The sequence below is a fragment of the Streptomyces sp. Tu6071 genome (assembly GCF_000213055.1).
Taxonomy (GTDB): Bacteria; Actinomycetota; Actinomycetes; order Streptomycetales; family Streptomycetaceae; genus Streptomyces; species Streptomyces evansiae.
On sequence record NZ_CM001165.1, the window covers coordinates 4,858,771 to 4,872,808 of the forward strand.

Consider the following 14,038-nt stretch of genomic DNA (forward strand, 5'->3'; position numbering starts at 1 on the left):
GTTGGGGGGTGTCCGGCGTGGACGGCGGCCCTAGCGGCTGGGCGGCGTTGGGGGGCGTCCGGCGCGGACCGCGGCGGCCCCAGCAGTCGGGCGACCCGAGGGGCATCCGGCGCGGAGGGGCAGCACGGCGGCCCGAGGGGCGCCCGCCGGGGGACCGGGAGGGCCGACGCGGAGAGCCGCGGCAGGTCCGCCCCGCGCACACGCGGAAGCGCGGGGCGGATGATGCGGATGCCGCTTGACGAGCACGCGGCAATCCGTGGCACGGGAGTGGTCCCCCACGGCTTCGGCGGCCCGCTCCGCACGCCTCAACTCGACGCAACGCGGGCACTCTTCACGGTGCGGGATGCTCACGCCCGTACCTCCGCCCAGACCCGCTTGCCCTCGGGCTCCGGATCCGTCCCCCAGGCCGACGCGAAGGCGTCGACAAGGGTGAGTCCGCGCCCCTTCAACGCCTCGGGGCACGGCGTGCGAGGGAGAGGGCGGGCGTGGGAGCAGTCCGAGACGGTGATGCGCACGCCTTCGACATCGAGCTTCTTCACGGCGAGGCGGATCACGCCGCCCTCCGTGTGCGTGACCGCGTTGCCGACCAGCTCGGAGATGATGAGGGCGGCGGGCTCGGTGAGGTGGGCTAGGTCCCAGTAGGTGAGCACTTCGCGGATCAACATGCGGGCGGTGGCCGCCGATTCGGCGGTACGAGGAAGTTCGGCGCTCACAGGCGGAGCAGCCTCGGCGACCATGCGAGTGAGCGCCTGACAGAGGTCTTTCGCCTCCTTCCACAAGAGAACCATGAGGGAGTCCGTACTGTGGCCGTCCTCGTGGTGGACGCCGACCGCCAGGCCCACCTGCCGCGCCCTGCGGTCGAGGACCGGCTCCGCCCTTCTCAGGGTCACGTGCGTGACGGGGACTGCTACGGGCCGCAGCGTCGCCCCGGTCCCGGGAGCCCGCCAGTCGCCGCCCCCGCCGGGCTCCCGCAGGTGGTACGAGGACGCGGTATCGCCGGGGATGTCGACCACGACGCCGATGCGGCCGTCCTTGGCCAGGTCGAGAGCCAGGTCCCCGAGGCGGGGGCGGAAGGGGGAGCCGACCGGGGGTGCGAGGGATTGCCAATTTTGGGGCTGATGCCCCGTCATGTCTGCCATGACGGCAGTGTCGACGACCGTGCGTACGTGAATATGAACAGGGCGAATACGGGCTTATCCGTCCAGGTGGAAGCGGTTGGACATGCTGCGCAGGCGTTCGCGCGTGGCCGCGCGTTCGGCGTGGACGATGGTGCGGAGGGTCGCGCGGGCGAGGGGGTGGTTGCGGATGAGCTGGGGGGCGAGACGCTCGGCCGTCTCCAGTTCGCGCAGTGCGTTGTCGCGGTGGCCGTCCCACATCCACGCGCGGGCGAGGTCCATGTGGTGGTGGCCCCTGCGGGAATGCGGGAGAGCTTCGACGAGGGCCGGTGGAGTGCGGCGGTTTATGGTCAATGCCCTTGTGTGATCGCCCATTTCCATGGCGACGCTGATCGCGTGGAGGTGCACGTTGCCCGGCGAGAAGGTGAGCGAGTGGCGGTCGTGGACGGGACGGGTGCTCAGGCGTGCCGCGGCGTCCTTGGCGTGCGCGACGCGTTCCTCTGCCTCGGTCCTGCTCCCGGCCCTGGCGGCGGAAACGGCGGCCCGCAGTTGCAGGGAGCCCCATACGCGTACCGCCAACTGCTCTCCACTCTCGTACTGTTGCTGTACCCGGGCCAGTGCCCGGTCCGAGAGTGCCAGCGCGTCGTGCCAGTCGGCCGTGGCCCACATGTCCCACACGCGCATCCAGTCCGTCACGGCGGGGAGTACGGGGTCCCCGGAGCGGGCCGCCGCCCAGGCCGCACGCTCGCACGTCATCGCGATCAGCTCGGGGTGCCCGAGCGCGTGCGCCGCCGTGTGCGCGAACTTGCAGGCGACCGCGTACACCCCGTACGCCTCCTCGCGTTCCCGGCCGTCACTGATCTCGGCCAACGCCCTTGCCTCCCGCAGGAGATCGGGCAGTACGCGGAGGATCGACGTGTTCGCCGCCGCGTCCCGCAAGCGGTGCAGCCGGGCCGTCTCCTCCCACAGGCGGGCGGCGTCGCGCGGCGTGCCGTCGAAGACCGGGACGAGGTCGTAGCGCCGCAGTTCGCGCAGGATCGACGCGGCAGCAGCCTGCCACTGGTTCTCTGCGGGCGAGGTGTTGTACGGGCGGCCGATCAAGTCGTTCGGATGAACGTGGAGTTCGGCGGCCATCTGGTTGAGCAGGCTCACCCGGTCGAGCTCGATGTGCCCTCGCTCGACCCGCGAGACCCATCCCTGCGTTTTCCCGAGCGCCGCCGCGAGGTCGGCCTGCGGCATCCCGAGTCGCAAGCGCGCCCGCCGCACTCGCCGTCCGATCTCCTGCGCCTCGTCGGGCATCACGCCACGTCCCTTTCGCCGTGCGGTGCGGATCTCAGTCGCGGCGGCATGCCTGGTCGCGGACCGCCGTATTCATGAAGGTACCGGCCCGTCAGGAGCGGGTGGAGCGGAAAGCCCGCAGCGCGGGCGAGGCGCATCGCCCGCCTACGCCCCTTGCGCGGGCGCCGCTCCCGCCCCCGCTCGCCTCAGCGCTCCGTGTCGAAGAACTCCGCCGCCGTGTCGATGAAGTGGTCGTGGGCCGTGCGGGACCGCTTCTGCGCTGTGTCCAGCTCGTCCGGAGTGCGTGCGTCCGCCATGTCGTACGTGGCTGTGATCATCGTGTCGGCCGCCGTTTTCACCCCGGGGTCCGGGACGAGGAGGCGGACGAGGGCGTACGGGCGCTTCGTGGCGGCCCTCGTGACGTGCGAAGCCGTGCGCAGCTCGAAGAGTTCGGCGTCGGTCGCCGTGCCGGAGAGCTTGGCCTCCAGGCGCATCCGCAGCGCTTGACGGTGCGCCGAGTCGGCCGCGACGAGGTCCGCCACCGCGTCGAGCGCGTCCTGCCGCGACCGGGCGCGGGCCGCCGCGCGCTCCGTACGGCCCGCCGCCAGATGCTGGAAGAAGCCCGTCACCGTCGCGCCCAGCAGCGTGCCCAGGACCGCGAGCGCCGTCGTCAGCACCGGCGTCACCCCCGCAGCGTCTCCCCGAATCCCGCCGCCAGCGGCATCCGCAGGCCCAGCGGCGGCGGGGCCGCCAGGGCGTCCTCGACCGTGCGGGCGTAGGGGAGGCCGCACAGCGAGCCGAGGGTGAAGTCGCAGGAGAGGGCGAGGATTTCGGAGCGGTAGCGGCGCAGGGAGTGGCCGTCCGTGTGGGCCTCGAAGCGGCACACGTCGCGGTTCGCCTTCTTCGCGCGCTCCGCGAGGCGGAAGGAGAGTTCGGGGTCGGTGCGGCGGTCGTCCGTGCCGTGGACGAGGAGGACGTGACGGCCCGCGAGGTGCCTGACCGGCTCGGGCTCCGCCGCCGGGTCGTCGTCCTCGGGGAGACGGGGAGCGAGCGCGAGCACCGTCGTGACGGCCTCGTGCCCGGCCGCGCGCAGCGCCGCGCGGGCCCCGCTGCCCGCGCCCGCGAGCGCGAGCGGCACGTCGCCGTGCCGCCGCACGCTCTCGTCCGCCGCCCAGCGAGCCGCCCGCTCCGCCGATTCCACCGGGTCCCCGCCGCCCGGCACCCGCACGGTGTACGTGGCGAGCCCCGCGCTCGCGCCGCGCCGCGCGAGCGCCCGCGCCAGGCGCCGCACCGTCGCCCCCGTACCGAATCCGTCCCCGGCGCGCCCGGTACGCGAGGGCAGCACCAGGGCGACGGCGTTCACCGCCTCCGGGCCCGCTCCCGTCAGCCGCCCCAGGCGGGGTCCGTCCTCGGGCGTCGTTCGCTGTGCCATGGATGAACCTTGACAGAAACGAGACCGGAGGCTGCCCGTCCGCACGGTCACTGTTGGATATCGGCGCACGTTTCCCGCCCTTCGTCTACGCGCGTAGGCGCCGGACGGTTAGAGTGCCGCCATGACACGCCCCAGCCCTTCCGGTACCCCGGGCGCGGCCACCGACCGTGCCGTCAAGGCCGCCCGCGCACTGCCCACAGCCGACCAGATCCTGCGTGCCCCCAAGGTGCTGCTCCACGACCACCTGGACGGCGGACTGCGGCCCGCGACCGTGGCCGAACTCGCGCGCGACGCCGGGTACACGGGGCTCCCCGAGTCCGATCCCGAGAAGCTCGGCATCTGGTTCCGCGAGGCCGCCGACTCCGGCTCCCTGGAGCGGTACCTGGAGACCTTCGCGCACACGACCGCCGTCATGCAGTCGCGCGACGCGCTCTTCCGGGTCGCCTCCGAGTGCGCCCAGGACCTCGCGGCTGACGGCGTCGTGTACGCCGAGGTGCGGTACGCGCCCGAGCAGCACCTCGAAGGCGGGCTCGGCCTCGAAGAGGTCGTCGAGGCCGTCAACGACGGTTTCCGTGAGGGCGAACGCCTCGCCGCCGCCGAGGGCCGGCGCATCAAGGTCGGCGCGCTGCTCACCGCGATGCGGCACGCGGCGCGCTCCCTGGAGATCGCGACGCTCGCCAACGCCTACCGCGACCGCGGCGTCGTCGGCTTCGACATCGCGGGCGCCGAGGCCGGGTTCCCTCCCACCCGCCACCTCGAAGCCTTCGAGTACCTCAAGCGCGAGAACAACCACTTCACGATCCACGCGGGCGAGGCGTTCGGGCTGCCCTCGATCTGGGAGGCCCTCCAGTGGTGCGGCGCCGACCGGCTCGGTCACGGCGTCCGCATCATCGACGACATCACCGTGGCCGACGACGGCACCGTCTCGCTCGGCCGGCTCGCCTCGTACGTACGGGACAAGCGCATCCCGCTGGAGCTGTGCCCCACCTCCAACCTCCAGACCGGAGCGGCCAGTTCCTACGCCGAGCACCCCATCGGCCTCCTGAGCCGCCTGAAGTTCCGCTGCACCGTCAACACCGACAACCGCCTCATGTCGGGCACGACGATGAGCCGCGAGTTCGGACACCTCGTCGACGTCTTCGGCTACACCCTCGACGACCTCCAGTGGTTCACCACCAACGGCATGAAGTCCGCCTTCCTCCCCTTCGACCAGCGCCTCGCCATGATCAACGAGGTCATCAAGCCGCGCTACGCGGAACTGCGCGCGGAATGGCTCTTCCAGGGGGCCTGAGGTGAGCTGATGGCGCGCGACGGGCGGCGCTGAGGGGCGCGGATGGCGCTTGACGGGCCGGGGGGGGCTTGCGCGGGCCGGGGGCAGCGCCTGCGGGGCCGGGGATGCGCCGACGGGCCCGGTGGATCACCTGCGGGCCCGGGGGAGCACCTGCGGGGCTGTGGGGCCGGGGGATGCGCTTGCGGGGCTGGGGGCGCGTCTGCGGGGCCGGAAGCGCGGGGTGGGAGCAGCGGTCGAGTGGGTGAGCGCTCACTCACCCCGCGTGGCCCCCCCCCACTCCTCCGCGAGTCGTCGCAGGTCCTCCGCCCGCAGCACCCGCCCGTCCCACCCCGGCAGCGGAACGTGCAAGGGCTCCGTCCACCGCGCGGGGATCGCCCCGGCGCCGTACCGGGCCCCGGCCGGCCCGCCCGTCACCGCCGCCACCGTGTCCGTGTCGCCCCCGAGATCGATCGCGGCCCGCAACGCCGCCTCGAAGCCGCCCGTCGTGCGCGGCGCCCACACCGCCGAGCCGAGGCACGGCCAGACGGCGCCGTCGAACTCGGTGGCCTCGTCGGGGTGCCACGTGGGGGCGAGCACGGTCGCGTACCACTCGCGGTGCCCGGGATGCACGTGGCCGAGGACTTCCGGGAGCGCGGCGAGCGGGTCGGCGCCGCTCAGTGCGAGGCGTACGAGCTCGTGGAAGATCGCCGTGCCCTCCCAGGCGGCCCGGTCGCCGTGCGTGAGCGCCGCGAGCCGTCGGCCCGCGTCCATCGTGGCCGTCCGCCCGGCGCCCGCGAAGCGGACGGCGGAAGGGGCGGCCCGCATGAGCGCACCGTTCCCCGCGGCGCGGATAGTGACCTGGAAGTGCCGCGCGGCGGCTTGATCCCACGGGTCGCCACTGGTCAGCACGCCCTCCGTCTCGAGCCCGATGTCCTTGGGCTCGCCCCGAGCCCACCGCTGGAACCGCTCGAAGACGTCCGGCAGATCGAGCCCGCCCCGCTCCCGCAGCGACTCCCCGACCAGCACCGCCATCTGCGTGTCGTCAGTGGCTTCCCCGGCTCCCACCCGCCGCCCCCGCACATCTCCCCGCCCGCCCCCGCCGCCGGGAACCGCGCGGAGAAGGCGCCATCCTCCCCGAAGTCGAAGGGTGCCCCGAGCGCATCCCCGACCGCCGAGCCGACGACAGCCCCCACCACCCGCTCCAGGCGTTCCATCCCGGCACGCTCACGCGAGGGAGATGCGGCCCGCGTCGCGGGCCTTGGTCACGAACTGCGGGTCGGTCGACAGCCTCCAGGTCTCCACGATGTGCGGCTTGACGCCGAACGCCCGCCAGATCCGCGAGACGGCCGACTGGGATACGCCCTCCGCCTCGGCCACCGAACGTGTCGGCCGTGCGCGTCACCCGTCAGTCGCGCCCGGCCGAGTGCCCTCGCGACCAGGGCTGCGACCTGCTCGTCGGTGATCCTTCGCGGTCACCCCGAACGTGGTCGGTCCGCCCGGTTCTCCAGCCGGTTCGCGGCGAACCGGGACCGCCGCTCGCATACCGTCTCTCGCGAGACGCCCGGATCCCCCGCGACCCGCGCGTTCGGCAGGCCCTCCGCGCACGCCGACATGATCTTCGGCCGCAGCACCAGTGCGTGAGCCGCCGACGGCTCGCACGACCCGACGCGGACTGCTCGCGCGACCAGCCGTGCGGCACCCGGCCTTCGTGATCGGACCACTCCAGCGGCGACAGCTTCGGGCCAGGCAACATCCCGCTCTGTCACAGCGAGCAGACCCACGACTCAGGACACTGGGCACCCGGTGAGGCGGACAGTGGCCCGCCTCTGACACGGGGCGCCGTCGGCATCATGTGCGGTCGTCCGTGCCGACGTCACTCGGTCACGTGCCGCCGCCGCGCCGGTTCTGCCGCCCCTGTCGCAGGGGGGCCGCGTCCCGCCGGAGGCAATCCCCTCCCGGCCCGGGGCGCGCTGCCCCGCCTCACCACGCCGGGTGTGCCGAGCCGCTCGACTTCTTCTCGTTCGGGAGGAGGAGCCAGAGGGCCAGGTAGACGAGGAACTGGGGGCCGGGGAGGAGGCACGACGCGACGAAGATGACGCGCATCGTGGTCGGGGAGATGCCGAAGCGGTGGGCGAGGGCGGCGCAGACGCCGGCGATCATGCGGCCGTGCGTGGGGCGGACCAGGGACGTGCTGGTGCTCATGGTGGGCTCCTCCGTCGATGTCTGTGCGGAGCCGTCGTCCGGCCCCGGCGGGGGGCGCCTTCCGCGTCCCCCGACACCTTCCACGCTACGGGGACGAACCGGGACGAGCATCCGCCTAAGGTGCCGTACCGACCCTGGGAATTCTCGGGGTCGAACCCTGAGAAACCCCTCCGGGACACCCCGGGGAGAACTCGGGGTTCTCCTCCCCGGGGCGGAGGGGAGGGGATACCTCGGAGGGAGTCCCGCGCCGGTTCCTGGTCCTGCGGCGGACCGCCGGTACGACCAGGAGATGAGCCGCCGCCGTCCCCACGATCGCGAGCAGTACCGAGTCGATGTCCACCCTCTGGCCCGGCACCCCGGTCTGCGCGATCTCCAGGAGCATCGCGAGCACCCCGCCCGCCAGCGTCGAGCGGCACAGTGATGCGAAGGCCGAGACCGCGACGCGGCCCCCGGCGAGCGGCAGCAGCACCCCGAGCGGCGCGAGCAGTCCGAGACCGGCGGCCAGGGGCCGTACCGCGCCGGGGAAACCGAGCGACAGATCGGCGCGGACCGTCGCGAACGGCGTCGTGTTCGGCGCGCTCACCCACGGCACGTCGAGCGGCCTCAGCGCGTACCAGCCGACGAACAGCAGATGCGCGACGAGGAGTACGACTCCCGCCGCGCGGTAGGAAACGGTCCGCGCCCCGCCGTCTGGCCCTGGCTGCTGCACGTTCCCAAGGACGCGCCCCCCGCCTCGCCCGGTTCCGGCCCACGCCCCGGCGGCCGTGTGGGCGTCCTCACCCCGGCACCCGCCCCGCCACGGGAACCGAACGGCGCGGGACGCGAACGGCACCGGACCCGCCACGCGCCCGCCACGCCCTTCCCGGGCCGCGTGAGCCCCCGCCGCCGGGATACCCGGCCCCCGGCCTGGTCGGCGCACCAAGCCCCCGCCACCCGGCCCCCGTCCCGCAAGCCGGCCCCCGTCCCGCCAGTCGGCCCCCGCTACCCCACCGATACCGTCGGCACCGGCGTGCGCCCCGGGTTCCCGCGCAGCTCGCGGTCGCACTCGTACGCCCGTACCGGGCTCTCCCCCGGCCCGCCGAGCAGCACCGTCCCCCGCGCCGTCGCCGCCGCGCTCTCGCCGAGCGTGCACACGAGCTGGGCGAGCCCGGGGCCCGTGAGCCCGGCGGGGTCGACGGTGAGGCGCAGGGTGTGCGCGGGGTCGCCGGGGCGGGGCCCGGCGAGGGCCGTGCCGCTCGGCACGGCGGAGGTGAAGTGGGCGAGTCGCTCCGCCTCGGAGGGCTGGAGGAGCAACTGGTCGAGCAGTTGCCGCGCCACCGGGACGGCCCCCGGGGCGGCCGGTTCGGAGAGGTACCTGTTGACGACGACGAGCTGTGCGCCGCACACGAGGTAGACCTTCGCGGGCGTCGTGCCCGGCGGCTGCGAGACGCTGTCCTCGTCGAGCACGCAGGGCAGCCGCGAGGGGGCGGGCCCGGCGTCCGTCGGCACCTCGGTCGGCCTGATCCCGCACCCGGCGAGCAGCAGCCCGAGCCCGGCGAGCACGCCGCAGGAACGGACGGCGGCGGTACGGGACCGGCGCCGCGCCCGGCGCGGAGCGGACCCCGCGCCGTCAGCGCCCCGCCGCACGGCCACCGCCGCCCTCGCCGCCCGCCCCGCCGTCGTCGTCCGCCTCGTGCCCCGCACCCGCCGCGCCGCTCCTCGACTCCGCACCCGTGCCCGTACCTGTGTCCGTGTCCACGCCGCCCGTGTCCGCGCCGCCCGTGTCCGCGCCGCCCGGGGGGCCGCCGTCGCCCGTCCCGTCCTCCGGGCCCGCCTCGCCGCCGTCCAGCGGCAGCCGCAGCGTGAACACCGCGCCGCCCTCGGGGGAGTTGGCCGCCGTGATGCCGCCGCCGTGGATGTGCGCGTTGGCCTGCGCGATCGAGAGGCCGAGGCCGCTGCCCTCCGAACGGGGGCGCGAGGCGCTCGCCTTGTAGAAGCGGTCGAAGACGTGCGGCAGGACGTCCTCGGGGATCCCGGGGCCGTGGTCCCGTACCCGGATCACCAGCGAGGGCCCCTCGACCCGCACCGACACCCGCACCGGGGAGCCGCCGTGCTTGAGCGCGTTGCCGATGAGGTTGGCGAGTATCACGTCGAGGCGGCGCGGGTCGACGCGCGCCATGATGCCGCGCTCCGCGTCGAGTTCGACCGCGTCGAGCCAGGCGCGTGCGTCGATGCACGCGGTGATCTGGTCGGCGATGTCGACGTCGTCGCACACGAGGCGGGCGGTGCCCGCGTCGAAGCGGGTCACCTCCATCAGGTTCTCCACCAGCGTGTTGAGCCGCCGCGTCTCGCTCACCACGAGCCGCACCGCGGGCTCGATCATCGGGTCGAGCGTGTCGATCTCTTCCTCGAGGACCTCGGTCACGGCGGTGATCGCGGTGAGCGGGGTGCGCAGCTCGTGGGACATGTCGGCGACGAAGCGGCGGCTCGCCTCCTCGCGCGCGCTCATGTCCGCGACCCGTCGCTCGAGGGCCGCCGCCGCGTCGTTGAACGTACGGGACAGCTCGGCGAGTTCGTCGGTCCCCGAGACCCGCAGCCGTGTGCTGAGCTTGCCCTCGCCGAGCCGCTTCGCGGCGATCCCGAGGCGGTGCACGGGCTTGAGCACGGTCGTGGCCGCCGCCTGCGCGAGCAGCGCCGCGACGAGCAGCGCGAGCGTCGTCGCGATCCCCAACGACCAGGCGAGCGACTCCAGGTCGTCGGCCTCGGAGCTGAGCGACTTGCGGAGGTAACCGGTCGGGCCGCCGTCGCCGACCTCGGCGCCCGCGATCAGGTACGGCGTGCCCTTCACGTCGACCCGCTGCCAGTACAGGTGCGAGGAAGCCTTGTTGGTCGCCGTGATCCTCTGCTTGCGCGCGACCGCCTCCCGCAGGGTGGCCGGCACGTCACCGAGCGAGAACGAGCCGGGCGCCGAACTGCCGGTCACCGTACGGCCCTTGGCATCGCGGTCGACGAGTACGACGTCGTAGTGCTGGCCCGAGCGGGACATCGCGCGGGCCGTGCGCGCCAGGTCCTCGCGCGTCGGGCCGGGCGGCACCGTCCGGTCGGGGCTCGCCAGTTGCTCCTTGAAGTCGTCGAGCGTGTTGTCCTGCGTACGGGTCAGGACCGCCTCGCGGTTGAGCCAGTACGCGATGCCCGAGGCCGAGACGGCGGCGGTCAGCGCGACGAGGCCGAAGACGAGGACGAGCCGCAGCCGCAGACTCGTGAACCGCACGCCCGCGCCGAGGAACCGCCGCAGCCGCCCGCCGTTCGGCGCCGCCGCCCCGCCCCCGCTGTCCCCCCGCCGCTCGTTCCCGTCCCGCCGCTCGTCTCCGTCCCGCCGTGCGTCGCCGCCTCGCCTCACTGCGGCGCGTCCAGCCGGTAACCGACACCGCGCACCGTGCGGATGAGCTTCGGCGAGGACGGCACGTCCTCGACCTTGGCCCGCAGCCGCTGCACGCACGCGTCCACGAGGCGCGAGTCGCCGAGGTAGTCGTGCTCCCAGACCAGACGCAGGAGTTGCTGCCGGGACAGCGCCTGCCCCGGGCGTCGGCTCAGTTCGAGCAGGAGCCGCAACTCGGTGGGGGTGAGCTGGAGTTCGGTGCCGTCCTTGGAGACCGTCATCGCCGAACGGTCGATGACGAGATTCCCGAAGACCGCCGAGTCGCTCGACTCGCGCTCCCCGCGCCGCAGCACCGCGCGGATGCGCGCGTCGAGCACCCGCCCCTGCACCGGCTTGACCACGTAGTCGTCGGCCCCGGACTCCAGGCCCACCACCACGTCGATGTCGTCGCTGCGCGCGGTGAGCAGGATGATCGGAAGCTGATCGGTGCGGCGGATGCGACGGCACACCTCGAAGCCGTCGATTCCGGGCAGCATGACGTCCAGAACGATCAGGTCCGGTCGTTCTTCGCGCAGTTTCGTCAGCCCGTCCTCGCCCGTGGCGGCGGTGGCCACGCGGTGCCCCTGGCGGGACAGGGACAGCTCAAGAGCCGTACGGATGGCGTCGTCGTCCTCGATCAGCAACAGGGAAGGCACCCGGTCATTCTGTCCCACGGCCGCCCGGACTTCGACCTCCGGGTGCCGGGACGCGGGGCCCGTGCCCACGGGGCCGCGCGTCCCTGCCCCTCCGTACGGCCCGAGCGGCACGCGCGTACGCGCGAGCGTCTTGGACGCGCGCGCGAGGAGGCGCTGTGACAGCTCTGTGACAGTCGGCGGACACGGTCATGAACTGGGGTTGGCAGTCTTCTTGGCACACGGGGCGCACCGGCCGGCCGCAAGGGCGGCGGAACGCTTCGCGGCAGAACCACTCACACCTCAGGACGGAGGCGCGCGATGAGCACTCGGCACAGCACCACGGGCGGTGCGGTGATCACCCGGCTGCACGACTACGCCGCGCGGACTGAGACCTCCGGTACCGCGACCGTGTCCTTGTTCGAGCGGAGCCATGAGCCCGGGGGCGGACGAGGACGAGGCTGCGGGACCGGTCGTGCACCGCGTCCTCTGCTGGGGACGCCGGTGGACGTGGCTCCGGTTCCCCGCGGGGGAAATGAGGGGGACCGGAGCGTCGCGTACGGGGAGAGCACGGGGGGCACGGGGGAGCGATCCCGGGCGAACGAGGCGGAGTTCACCGCCTACGTCCAGGAGCGCCGCGCCTCCCTGTACGCGACCGCCTACCACCTGACCGGGGACCGCTTCGAGGCCGAGGACCTGCTCCAGAGCGCCCTCTTCTCGACGTACCGGGCCTGGGACCGCATCACCGACAAGGCCGCCGTCGGCGGCTACCTGCGCCGCACCATGACCAACCTGCACATCAGCGCGTGGCGGCGCCGCAAGCTCAACGAGTACCCGACCGAGGAACTGCCGGAGACGGCCACCGACACGGACGCGATGCGCGGCACCGAGCTGCGCACCGTCCTGTGGCAGGCGCTCGCCCGGCTGCCCGAACTCCAGCGCACGATGCTGGTCCTCCGTTATTACGAGGGCCGCACGGACCCGGAGATCGCGAAGATCCTCGACATCAGTGTCGGCACGGTCAAGTCGAGCATCTGGCGCAGCCTGCGCCGCCTGCGCGACGACGAGGCGCTCAGCCGCGACCGTGACCGCGAGGAGTCCTTCGGCGAACTGGTCGCCTGAGGACGGGGGGAACGGGGGAGAGCGGGGGGACAGGGGGAAACGGGGGAAACCGGGGGAGGGTCCGCCGCACGGGGGAGCCGGGGCACGTACGGGGGAGTACGGGTCCGGGACGGGCGGCGGACACGGGGGAGACACGGGACGCCACGGGGGTGGCGTCGCGACCACGGGGGTGGTTGCCGCATCGGGACCGGAGGGCTGGGGGGCCTTCCGGTCCCGCCGCCGTCTTCTCCCTCGGAGACATGGCGGCGGCGCGTGGGGGTCCCGGCCGGAGGCCGGGGAAGGGTGGGCCCGCGTTCGGCTCAGCTCGCCGCGGGCTCGCTCCCCCGCTCCCGTACCGCCGCCCCCACCGGCCCGCGCGCGCACGCCGCGGCGGCCAGCCGGCCCAGGGCCTCCTCGCGCCCGCAGGGGTACGCGCCGAGCGCCGCCTGCCGCTGCACGATCGCCCGCTCCGAGCGCATCAGCCGGAAGCCCCTGCGCAGCAGGAACGGCACGGACTTGCGCCCCTCGCGCAGATCCCGCAGGAGCCGCCGCCGGAACGTCGTGCTCGGCCGCCCGCGCAGGCACAACGCGTCGGCGAGCACGCCGAGTTCGCGGCAGCTCTCCACGATGTCGGCGGCGAAGATGCCCTCGGCGATGAAGAGGGGCGTGGTGCGGTCGAGGGTGAGCGTCTCCGTACCCGTACGGGTGCTCTCGGCGATCGAGTAGACGGGGACGTCGGCCGACCGGGTCCGGCACAGCTCACCGATCGCGGTGAGCGCCCGCGCGCGGTCCCAGGACAGCGGGGAGTCCCAGTCGATGTCGCGCTGCGGGCCCTGGCCCGCGACGAGCGGCAGGGTCGGGTCGTCGGCGTCCTTGTAGAAGTCGTCCAGGGACAGGACGGGCAGACCTGAGGCGGCGGCGAGGGACGACTTGCCCGAGCCGGAGGGCCCGGCGAGCAGGACGACCCGGACCGGTACGGCGGGATGGGGACTCACGAGGAACCAGTGTGCGGCATGCACCTGTCGGCCCGACCCGCCGGGGCGCGCTTTGGTACCCGACCGACACCTCGCCTACGCTGCGTGCGCACACGCTCACGTACCGAACCGGCAGGTGGCAGTCATGGCAGCAGCACGACACGCAAAGACCTCTCCCTCCTCGCGCGCCCTCCTGCGGGCCGGGCTCGGCATCGCCGTCGCCGGGGCGGCGCTCGGCGGCGCCGCCGCGAGCGCGAGCGCCGCGACCCCGGACCTCGGCTCGGTCGCGCCCGACCTGGGCTCCCTCGCCCCCGGCCTCGGCAAGCAGCTCGACACGGAGGCCGCGCTGGGCGGCGCGAGCCAGGGCCTCCAGGCGGCCACCACGTACGGCCTCGGCGGCGTCACGAACCTCCAGCTCGACCCCCTCGCGGGCACCGGCACCGACCCCCTCGCCAACGGCGTCGGCACCCAGGTCGCCGACTTCAAGCCGGTCGGCACGACGGACGTCACGGGCCCGGTCACGAGCGGCGCGAGCCTGGCGGAACTGCCGGTGGCGGGCGACGCGGTGCGGATGCTGGGGATCGGCGGCTGAGGCGCGCCGCTCCTCGGTGTTGCCCGTGCGGGTGAGGCGCTGCCG

General features: G+C 74.0%; 14 protein-coding genes and 1 pseudogene. 3 read left to right on the forward strand and 12 right to left on the reverse strand.

The window, feature by feature from the left end; translation table 11 throughout:
* Positions 1 to 347: 347 nt before the first annotated feature.
* The 4 genes from STTU_RS34990 to STTU_RS20465 form a co-directional block, all read right to left on the reverse strand.
* Positions 348 to 1,139 (reverse strand): ATP-binding protein, encoded by a 792-nt coding sequence (locus tag STTU_RS34990; protein ID WP_234019278.1) that lies wholly within the window; start codon positions 1,137 to 1,139, stop codon positions 348 to 350.
* A gap of 54 nt (positions 1,140 to 1,193) precedes the next feature.
* The gene (locus STTU_RS20455) at positions 1,194 to 2,414 is read right to left on the reverse strand and encodes a helix-turn-helix domain-containing protein (protein WP_007826335.1); all 1,221 of its coding nucleotides are present in this window, start codon (positions 2,412 to 2,414) and stop codon (positions 1,194 to 1,196) included.
* A gap of 185 nt (positions 2,415 to 2,599) precedes the next feature.
* Complete coding sequence (locus tag STTU_RS20460) at positions 2,600 to 3,079, reverse strand: hypothetical protein (RefSeq protein WP_078519014.1); 480 nt, start codon at positions 3,077 to 3,079, stop codon at positions 2,600 to 2,602.
* Complete coding sequence (locus STTU_RS20465) at positions 3,076 to 3,825, reverse strand: hypothetical protein (protein ID WP_007826337.1); 750 nt, start codon at positions 3,823 to 3,825, stop codon at positions 3,076 to 3,078. Before STTU_RS20465 ends, STTU_RS20460 begins: the two co-directional genes overlap by 4 nt.
* A gap of 121 nt (positions 3,826 to 3,946) precedes the next feature.
* Between STTU_RS20465 and STTU_RS20470 the strand changes: the two genes are divergently transcribed.
* Complete coding sequence (locus tag STTU_RS20470; protein ID WP_010261787.1) at positions 3,947 to 5,116, forward strand: adenosine deaminase; 1,170 nt, start codon at positions 3,947 to 3,949, stop codon at positions 5,114 to 5,116.
* A gap of 249 nt (positions 5,117 to 5,365) precedes the next feature.
* Here STTU_RS20470 and STTU_RS20475 read toward each other — a convergent pair.
* From STTU_RS20475 to STTU_RS20505, 7 genes and pseudogenes are all read right to left on the reverse strand, one after another.
* Positions 5,366 to 6,309, reverse strand: a pseudogene (locus STTU_RS20475) (ADP-ribosylglycohydrolase family protein).
* A gap of 10 nt (positions 6,310 to 6,319) precedes the next feature.
* A complete protein-coding gene (locus STTU_RS35575) occupies positions 6,320 to 6,472 on the reverse strand; it encodes a hypothetical protein (protein WP_234019279.1) in 153 nt (50 codons plus the stop codon).
* A 603-nt stretch (positions 6,473 to 7,075) separates the two neighbouring features.
* The gene (locus tag STTU_RS20485; RefSeq protein ID WP_010261780.1) at positions 7,076 to 7,297 is read right to left on the reverse strand and encodes a PspC domain-containing protein; all 222 of its coding nucleotides are present in this window, start codon (positions 7,295 to 7,297) and stop codon (positions 7,076 to 7,078) included.
* 115 nt (positions 7,298 to 7,412) lie between these two features.
* Positions 7,413 to 8,006, reverse strand: coding sequence for a VanZ family protein (locus STTU_RS20490; RefSeq protein WP_043255823.1), 594 nt, complete (start codon positions 8,004 to 8,006; stop codon positions 7,413 to 7,415).
* A gap of 272 nt (positions 8,007 to 8,278) precedes the next feature.
* A complete protein-coding gene (locus tag STTU_RS20495) occupies positions 8,279 to 8,980 on the reverse strand; it encodes a hypothetical protein (protein WP_106432165.1) in 702 nt (233 codons plus the stop codon).
* On the reverse strand, positions 8,907 to 10,676 hold the full coding sequence (locus STTU_RS20500; protein WP_043255824.1) for a sensor histidine kinase: 1,770 nt from the start codon (positions 10,674 to 10,676) through the stop codon (positions 8,907 to 8,909). The genes STTU_RS20495 and STTU_RS20500 overlap by 74 nt, the downstream gene beginning before the upstream one ends.
* Positions 10,673 to 11,350 (reverse strand): response regulator transcription factor, encoded by a 678-nt coding sequence (locus tag STTU_RS20505; RefSeq protein WP_007826344.1) that lies wholly within the window; start codon positions 11,348 to 11,350, stop codon positions 10,673 to 10,675. The genes STTU_RS20500 and STTU_RS20505 overlap by 4 nt, the downstream gene beginning before the upstream one ends.
* Before the next feature lie 297 nt (positions 11,351 to 11,647).
* On the opposite strand from STTU_RS20505, the gene STTU_RS20510 reads away from it, so the two are divergent.
* Positions 11,648 to 12,448, forward strand: coding sequence for a SigE family RNA polymerase sigma factor (locus STTU_RS20510; RefSeq protein ID WP_063894613.1), 801 nt, complete (start codon positions 11,648 to 11,650; stop codon positions 12,446 to 12,448).
* Between the two features lie 299 nt (positions 12,449 to 12,747).
* Here STTU_RS20510 and STTU_RS20515 read toward each other — a convergent pair whose 3' ends face one another.
* Complete coding sequence (locus tag STTU_RS20515; RefSeq protein WP_007826347.1) at positions 12,748 to 13,446, reverse strand: uridine kinase family protein; 699 nt, start codon at positions 13,444 to 13,446, stop codon at positions 12,748 to 12,750.
* A gap of 100 nt (positions 13,447 to 13,546) precedes the next feature.
* Here STTU_RS20515 and STTU_RS20520 point away from each other — a divergent pair, with 100 nt between their 5' ends.
* Entirely contained in the window at positions 13,547 to 13,993 is a 447-nt protein-coding gene (locus tag STTU_RS20520; protein WP_007826348.1) for a hypothetical protein, read from the forward strand.
* Positions 13,994 to 14,038 lie beyond the last annotated feature (45 nt).

What these genes read in the sequence shown, in the direction of transcription:
- STTU_RS34990 (WP_234019278.1), bottom strand. Translation starts at nt 1,139, where the DNA reads ATGGCAGACATGACGGGGCATCAGCCCCAAAATTGGCAATCCCTCGCA.
- STTU_RS20455 (WP_007826335.1), bottom strand. Translation starts at nt 2,414, where the DNA reads ATGCCCGACGAGGCGCAGGAGATCGGACGGCGAGTGCGGCGGGCGCGC.
- STTU_RS20465 (WP_007826337.1), bottom strand. Translation starts at nt 3,825, where the DNA reads ATGGCACAGCGAACGACGCCCGAGGACGGACCCCGCCTGGGGCGGCTG.
- STTU_RS20470 (WP_010261787.1), top strand. Translation starts at nt 3,947, where the DNA reads ATGACACGCCCCAGCCCTTCCGGTACCCCGGGCGCGGCCACCGACCGT.
- STTU_RS20485 (WP_010261780.1), bottom strand. Translation starts at nt 7,297, where the DNA reads ATGAGCACCAGCACGTCCCTGGTCCGCCCCACGCACGGCCGCATGATC.
- STTU_RS20510 (WP_063894613.1), top strand. Translation starts at nt 11,648, where the DNA reads ATGAGCACTCGGCACAGCACCACGGGCGGTGCGGTGATCACCCGGCTG.
- STTU_RS20520 (WP_007826348.1), top strand. Translation starts at nt 13,547, where the DNA reads ATGGCAGCAGCACGACACGCAAAGACCTCTCCCTCCTCGCGCGCCCTC.